Genomic DNA, 7380 nt, shown 5'->3' on the forward strand with positions numbered 1-7380 from the left:
TGCCTCACGCTAGCGAACCGCCGCGCTGCGCCCCCCCGCATACGTTCGGGGCCGGGGAGGAACCAGAGGAGGGGGGCGAATCCTTCGTCTTTACGTGCGCTTCGACTTTGAGAGTGCAGCTCGATCAGTTTGACGTACCAGAAACAAGCCGCTCCGACAGCATGTCTAGACCATCCCCAACTCATCAAAGATTGCGTCAATTGCAGGGTTGGACGCTGCCTGTCGGACGCGGGACCTTACGGCAGTTCTATTCAGCTCCAACCTAACGAAGCCATCACCTTTCTTTCGGATAAGCTGAATTCGAGTAAAGCGGTCGCCATGCTTTTCGGCAAACTCGGCAAGTCCCTGCGCTTTGTACAGGTTATCAGCGCGACTGTCGTCATGCGGCTCCAGAATGTCGAAAACGAAATCCGCGCCCTTGCTCCTCACGATCAGCATATCGGGGAACATCGGTTTCCAAGTTCCGCTCACCTGGTAGGGGATCTCAAGAGACCAGGGCTTCCTGTCGAGATTTCGCAGCCATCCAACGAAGTCATCTCGACCCATTTCAAGCTTCAGGACATCAGCTTCCCAAGGGTTCAGGGTTGTGCGGAACGATCCATCATCTTCGACATAGAGGTGATGGCTCCAGGTGGGTTCCGTGGTGTCGCGGCGAAAATCAATGGTGTCCTGCAGCCGCCAAGGTGTGCTTGAGGGGGTGGAAGACGCTGATTTCAGCTTGTCGTACCCGGCGCGCACCTGTTCGGTAAGTTTGGAAATCGCATGTCGGTGTGCGTCATAGAGCGCTTCAAACTTAGCCTTCGACTTGTTCTCCAACGCAGAGCGCGCTGCCGCAGATGCAGCCACGATGATTGCTTCCAGTTTCACCTCCTGACCGTCACGTTCCGCGTTTGCCTTTCGGTAAAGCTGGTGGAGGCCATACCCTTGTCCTAAGGTGCGACCTGCGTCTTCAAACTGCCGGTCGACATCGAGATCTGACACGTCAACGGTGTAGTCCTCTTGGCCTTCCGCCATTCCGGTCACGCCCGTGACCATGACCGTGCGCAAGCCAACCTTTGTGAGGGACTTGCGCGCCTTCTCGAAGTCGCCAGATGCTTTCAACACGGCAACCTGCTCGCCGATCCATGACACGGCGTCAGCTTTGGCATCATCCCAGGCATTCGGGTCGATCCCATCCATCGTTAGTCGGCTTGCTATCGCCTGGTAACGCCGGATGTCGCTCTGAGCCCGAACAGCGTTCACGCGATAGGTGACGAGCTCGACTGCCTCGATAGCCTCGAAAATACTCTCGGTGCCGGGTCGACGGTGCAGGGTGACAAGCTTCGTCCCCTCTCCTGTCTCGGCAGGAACGATATCGTCGCTAGTTTGTAGTGCTGTGATGACCTGCTCGACCGCCGCTGCATTGAAATGAGGCAGATAAAGGTGGACGTCGTTCAGCTCGGCCGTGCTTTCGATCCTGCGCGCCAAAGGCGTCCGAACCATGCGCCCGAGAAGCTGTGCGATGTAGGTGTGGTCCTGCGCGCTACGGAAAGACATCATGACTTCTGCCCGTGGGCAATCCCATCCGGTAGAAAGCGCCATCTTGAAGAATACCACCGAGACGTCTGCGTCGTCGTCGATGCGAGAAGGATCGATGTAGCGGATTGCGCGGTCGCCGACCTTCAGGCCCCCTTTATCCATCAATGCATGCGCGAGCTCGGAATCCCGAAGGGGACGGCCAATGCCATCTTCAACCGCCTTGATCGCGTCCGCCAGGTTGGTTCGGGTGGGTGCGCCATCTTCAATCTGGATGACGAGAATGGGTCGCACAGGTCTTTCGCCCTCGTCCTTGCAGTAGGACGCCCATTGGTCGGTCATGACCTGCCATCGCCGTGCCGCCTCTTCAAGGATGCCCATTTCGGCATTCGTCGGGTTGGCGGGGTGGTGGATTAGGACACGCTCCTTGATCAGTCCGGACTTTTTCACATCCTCGACTGGCACTGGTACCTTGTGCTGGGTGTGGTCGGTGTCAGCCAGCAGCTCGTTGAAACGCTTGGGGGTTGCAGAGACGCCAATGATCAGCGGCATCTTCACCAGGCCGGTTTCCTTGTTGCCTTTGATGAACTGCTGAATGATCGTTTGTGCCGTTGCGCTGCCCTTGCCAGTGGTCATCCCACGATGGGCTTCATCGATCGCCACATAGAACCTTTCCGGGATCGCGCGCGCGGTGTTCGTCAGCGTTGTCCAGATAGAATAGCTGCGCCCATCGCCGACGGTCGTGAGCAGCCGGTCGCTGGCCAGCTTTTGGGTGTTGATGAAATAGATCTTGCCACCGGCCAGGCGCTCTTCGTCGAAGCTGGCTGTGATCACCTCCAGCTGCCCGACCCGGTAGACCTTGTCGGACTGACGTTCGATCTTGAGCTTCGTCTGCTCATTCAGCTCGGGCATGTCCGACACCCAGAGGATGACCGCATCCGGCTGGGGTACCCAATCCAGCGGCCAGTCCAGCTGTTCGTCGGGCTGGTCGAGGATCGCCTCGAACAAGGCCGTCATGATGATCGTCTTGCCGCTTCCTGTGGGCGCGGACAGTGTGATGGCCTGCGGGGCTTCAGGCGACGCCGCGGGACGGGCCAGCATCAGCCGCTTTCGAAGGTTGTGCAGGGCATCCTTCTGGAAATCGAACAGTTCAATCTTCATGCGACGCCCCCGATGCCAGCAGCGGCATCTTCCGCCCGCGTATTGATTGTAAAGTTCACAAGGTAGTCCCGGTAGAGCTGAACAAACTCGACGTCCGGGTTGCGGGCGATCAAGGCGCTGCGCAGTTCCCCTGAAATCGCTCGGAAGGCGTCTTCTGCGTCCGTCACGACGTAGACATGCCGCAATGCTTCCCTGGCCAGCAGCGTTTCGCGGAAAGCCGTCACGCGTGTCTCATTCAGCAAGACGGCGAACGGGCTGCCTTCCGGGACGAAGACATCTGGCAAGGGGCCTTCAGGCAAGGTAGGCGACGGGCCTATAGCCCCCGACTTCATCCACAGAAGAGGCAGGATTTCCCTGAAGGCCGCACCAAGCTCCACCCGGTCCTTGTCGAGGAAGTCGAGCTTGAAATATGCAACGTTCGCAGGGAACCCCGCCGACATCGGGCGTTTTTCTTCTTCTTGGACGATCAACGGGCCGAGCAGGTCGTCCACTTGGGCCTTGAGCGATTTGAACTGCTTCTCATCCTCGGCGACGATGTAAAAGTCGCTGATGTGGTCCTGTTCCTCCAAGGCTTCCAGCCATTCGGCGGCGGCGTCCGGGTCGAACAGGACGGATGCCTTGTGATCCTCTGACACGACGAACCGGCAACCTGGCGTGACGCTGTTCTGCGGCAAAGCATCGATCATGCTGACAAAGGCCAGCTTCTTCTTTTCGACTTTCTTTTCTGCCTTCTTCAAGTCGGTCGAGGAGAGGCTCGCAGGAACTCGGAAGTCTTCCGGGATAACAAATGCCGCATGTCGAAAATTTCGGCGCTTCTCACGCTCGATAATTCGCCCTGTAAGATATTCTCCGGTCAACTCGGTGCCGTCACCCCGATGGCCCAAGGTTGTGAACTTAGAGCGCATCCATGTGACGGACCTGCAAATCCCCTTTTCTTCCCAAACAGAGTCGCCGGGGTGATGCCCACTTGCAGTCAACTGCTGAGCATCTTCGACTGAGACCTCGTTGTTCGTCACAATAATGCAGCGACGGCTACCCCCATCGACCGAATTGAGTAGGCTGACTGCATTTAGGGTGGTTCCGCTACCCGCAAAAAAATCCACAATTAGCGCATTTGGGTTGTCTCGGGTCACAGAGGCGATTGCGTCTTTGACCGCGTAAAGAGACTTTGGAAACGTAAAGGCGCTGGCTCCTAAGATCGTGCGCAGCATGTCGGAGCCATAGGCCCCTGCATCATGTTCGCTGCGATGCCAAACTGACTTGACCTGTCTTTCCCTATCCTCCTTGTATTGAACCGAAACCCGATTCCGCGACTCGTCAAACTCGATGATTTCGAGAATGCCTTGGTCGATCTGCTTCTGGGGTTTGGCGCTTAGGTAAGTGATTCCATATGTGTTGCGTTTTGGATCATGGCGTCCGGCCGCCACGTAGCCCTTCTTGATTAGCTTATTCAGCGTCTCTCGCCCAACGCCCCAGTTACCCAAACTGCCATCCGTGCGAATTGGCCATGCTTCAGCGAAACCATCCTTGACCTTACCAATTTCAGGTTCAATCTCGAACGGAAGGACATCACCCGTGCCAATTACGGCGCCGCGTGCCAAGTCAATAAGGATCGGAAAGAACATGTTCTTTCGATCTGTCCTGCGCGCGTTTGTTCCGGACCGAAGCAACCCTTTCCATCTGACACTGCGCACGGAGCTAGATCGCCCGCCTTGGAAGCTAAGCAAATCATCGCCGATTCCCTTAACGAATGCTCCCGGCGCAAATGCAAAAAGTGCGTGTTCTTCGACACGTGAATATCTGCCTTGAGTCACGCCCTTGGGGTTGATCACGATCGTCACCATTTGCCGATAGGCAGATGGGAAAATCTCGGCAATCAACACTCCAAGATGATGAACCTCATGTTCATCAATGGTGCAGATCAGAACGCCAATATCAGGCTTGAGCAGCTTTTTTGCCAAACGCAGCCGCTTTTCCATGAAGGACAGCCACTTGCTGTGCCTCCAGGCATCGTTCCCGTCCACATAGTCGTTATTGTATTTCCAGTCTTTCGCCCCGGTATTGTAGGGCGGATCGATATAGATGCAGTCCACCTTGCCTGCGTAAAGGTACTCGAGAAGCTGCAGTGCGTGGTAATTGTCGGCCTCGATCAGCGTGTGCCACGGCGCATCGGCAGGGCCGTTTTGCACAGCGTCCATCGGCACAAGGGTCGGAAAGATCGGATCCCCGAACTGCTTGACCACCACCAACTCGGCCGTTGGCAGGGTCATCCGTTCCCCGGCGCTTTCCTTCTCACCCGCCTGCTGCGGCTTCATCAGATGTGCTGTGCCGCCTTCAATCCGTCGAACACGCCAGGTCTCGTTCAATGATCCGGAGCGCTTCGCGACCAGGTCACCCTTCCGAGGCTTGGCGCTGTAGATGGGAACCACCTCAGGCAGATGTTGTTCGAAGACCAGTCCGAACTTCTTGTGCCGTGTCGCGGCCTCCCATTCGCGCGTGATGCGTTCCCGCAGCTTGGGGTCAGTGATCTGGTTCAACAGGTCATGTATCGCGGCCATTTGTTTCGCCGTCTTTCCTTGAGGTTAATCAAACGCACTCTGCGGGATTCGTGTCGGGCTTCCAAAGCGTTACCTTCGCCCGTTTCCTTGGGCCGCGCAACGCGTAGGGGCAGTTAATCGACCCCGGGGTGTCGGTTTTTGACTGGGTCGCGATGAGCTCTACGTGGGCTCTGGGTCGAGCGCCTGAAAGTTGGGGCATTGTCGGCAGCGCGATGCCTGCGGTTCGTGGGTCGCCAATCCACCTCTTGCCTGCTCCTGACTGGATCATCGCACCTCCCACACCTCGCCGCTGTCCAACTGCCTGACGAAATCCACTGCTGCGCCGTTCCAGTGATAGGCGAAATGCGCGCCTTGGGTGGGGATCGGGATCACGTCGGGCCAGAAGACGGCGATGCACTGACCATCGGGGTAGCGGATGCTGGGCCAGGTGATGCCGTTCGACCCTGCCGCGCGCCGCTCGGCCCCGAGGACATGCGAGGCGCGGTAGTCGTCAGGATGCAGCAGGTCGGCGCGGCCGGTGGCGTCGTCCAGATCGGCATCGACGGACCCGATCAGTTCGCGGAACTGCGACGTCCAGCCCGGGGCCTCGTTCGTCGCGCGCATGAAGCGGCTGTGGTGATGGATGGTTTCGGCGATGGCCACTTCGGTGCGGTCGCCCGCATAGTAGAGGCCGAAACTGCCGTCCGAGAACCGCCCCGGCCGCAGGGGCGAGCAGTGGACAAAGGGTGCCATGACCCAGCTGGCGCCGGGCCCGGTCACGCGGCGCGCGACCGGCACCTTCGACAGATCACCGATGCTGTCCCGGATGCGCGGGTTGAACTTGGCTTCGGCCGAGGCCAGTGCCTCCCAATCGGCGGGGTCGGCGATGTCTTCGAACAGGTCGATGGGCGGGTGGATGGATCGGATGATGCGGACGGTGCGCGGCCATGTCACGCGGCGGAGAGGCACATTCACCAGGCCCCCCGTTCGGCATCCAGATAGGCGCGCAGGTCGATCAGGTCGGTGATCTCTCCGCGTAGCATTACATCGAGCGCGCTGCGGCCACCGAAGGCAGTGCTGGGCTTGCGGATCCACGCATAGCCGCGGGCAGGTTCGGTAAAGAGGTAACGCAGCGCCTTGTGGATGCCCATCAGGATCGCCATCCGCGCGCGCAGATCACGGTCGATGCGCCCGATGTCGCCAACCTTCCAGCGCGCCCATGTGCGCTGGGCCATGTCGCCCAAGAGGACGCGCGCCTCGCCATCCGTCAGGCCCCAGGCGCGGAACAGGTTGACGGTGGTGCGCGCCAGCGCTGCTGCTTCCTCGTCGGTGATGACGGGAAGGTCGGGGCGCGCGATGATGGGCTGGACCGTGGCGAACTGCATGGTCGTTCTCCTTTGGCATCAAGATAGCCGTTATGTGCCAAAAGGCAATAGCCATCCCTTACCCGGATGAACGCACCCTCAGCCAAGGCCGCGCCTTCGGCATCGCCCCTGTCACCTCGACCTCCCGCAGCGTCCCGCCTGCGATCAGCCCGTCCCGCACCCAGCCCAGCGCCTGCCACCAGTCGTCATAGCCGCGCCTAGCCGCCTCAATCTGCCGCGGGTGGGGAGAAAAGGTGACTGGGCAGGCGAGGATGTCGATGGTCTTCCACGTGGCCCGTGCGCTCGCGCCACGTACGCGGATCCGCTCGGTGCCAACGACGATGGCCCCGGCATGCGTGCCATGCTGGTTCTGCTTGACGATGGTCGGAACGCAGCGCGGGACGGCGCCGGGCATCCAGTCCGGGGTCAGCCCGGCGCGGGCCAATTCGGCGACGCGGATCGCCATGCGCTTGCCGCCGAGGTTGTCGGGGATCCCGGCGACGGTGGCGGCGATGACCTCGGCATCCTCGTGGGTGTAGCCGCCAATCTTGTGCTGGCCGCCGTCGACCTTACAGCCCAGCACGGCACGCTGGAGGAGAACGTATTCGAGGCCGAAGCCGAAACCTTCCTCGGTTATATCCGGGGGCAGGGGCAGTTCCAGCTGCGCCTGTTCGATCCGAAACGCCCATTCCAGCGCGGCCTGCACGCCCAGCGCGCGCTTGATCCTGGTGCCGCTGACGCGGCCGTGGAAACTCATGGCTGCAATCCTTCAAGGAAATCCATCTGCGCCGGGCGCTGGGCCT

Annotated in this window: 5 protein-coding genes; all 5 read right to left on the bottom strand. The window is 59.7% G+C overall.

Translation table 11 applies throughout. From position 1 onward, the window contains the following. Positions 1–165 precede the first annotated feature (165 nt). Positions 166–2676 (bottom strand): DEAD/DEAH box helicase family protein, encoded by a 2511-nt coding sequence (locus WMK75_RS17585; protein ID WP_347268888.1) that lies wholly within the window; start codon positions 2674–2676, stop codon positions 166–168. Further along, complete coding sequence (locus WMK75_RS17590) at positions 2673–5234, bottom strand: site-specific DNA-methyltransferase (protein ID WP_347268889.1); 2562 nt, start codon at positions 5232–5234, stop codon at positions 2673–2675. The genes WMK75_RS17585 and WMK75_RS17590 overlap by 4 nt, the downstream gene beginning before the upstream one ends. A 264-nt stretch (positions 5235–5498) precedes the next feature. Next, positions 5499–6182 carry an RES family NAD+ phosphorylase gene (locus WMK75_RS17595; protein ID WP_347268892.1) on the bottom strand — a complete coding sequence of 228 codons (684 nt, stop codon included), beginning with the start codon at positions 6180–6182 and terminating at the stop codon, positions 5499–5501. Between the two features lie 2 nt (positions 6183–6184). Then, positions 6185–6598 carry an MbcA/ParS/Xre antitoxin family protein gene (locus WMK75_RS17600; protein WP_347268890.1) on the bottom strand — a complete coding sequence of 138 codons (414 nt, stop codon included), beginning with the start codon at positions 6596–6598 and terminating at the stop codon, positions 6185–6187. 58 nt (positions 6599–6656) lie between these two features. Continuing rightward, positions 6657–7334, bottom strand: a complete 678-nt coding sequence (locus WMK75_RS17605; RefSeq protein WP_347268891.1) for a hypothetical protein — start codon at positions 7332–7334, stop codon at positions 6657–6659. Positions 7335–7380 lie beyond the last annotated feature (46 nt).

Source organism: Paracoccus sp. (in: a-proteobacteria) (assembly GCF_039808215.1).
GTDB lineage: Bacteria > Pseudomonadota > Alphaproteobacteria > Rhodobacterales > Rhodobacteraceae > Paracoccus.

Coding starts and splice junctions, on each gene's coding strand:
- WMK75_RS17585 (WP_347268888.1), bottom strand. CDS start 2,676: ATGAAGATTGAACTGTTCGATTTCCAGAAGGATGCCCTGCACAACCTT.
- WMK75_RS17590 (WP_347268889.1), bottom strand. CDS start 5,234: ATGGCCGCGATACATGACCTGTTGAACCAGATCACTGACCCCAAGCTG.
- WMK75_RS17600 (WP_347268890.1), bottom strand. CDS start 6,598: ATGCAGTTCGCCACGGTCCAGCCCATCATCGCGCGCCCCGACCTTCCC.
- WMK75_RS17605 (WP_347268891.1), bottom strand. CDS start 7,334: ATGAGTTTCCACGGCCGCGTCAGCGGCACCAGGATCAAGCGCGCGCTG.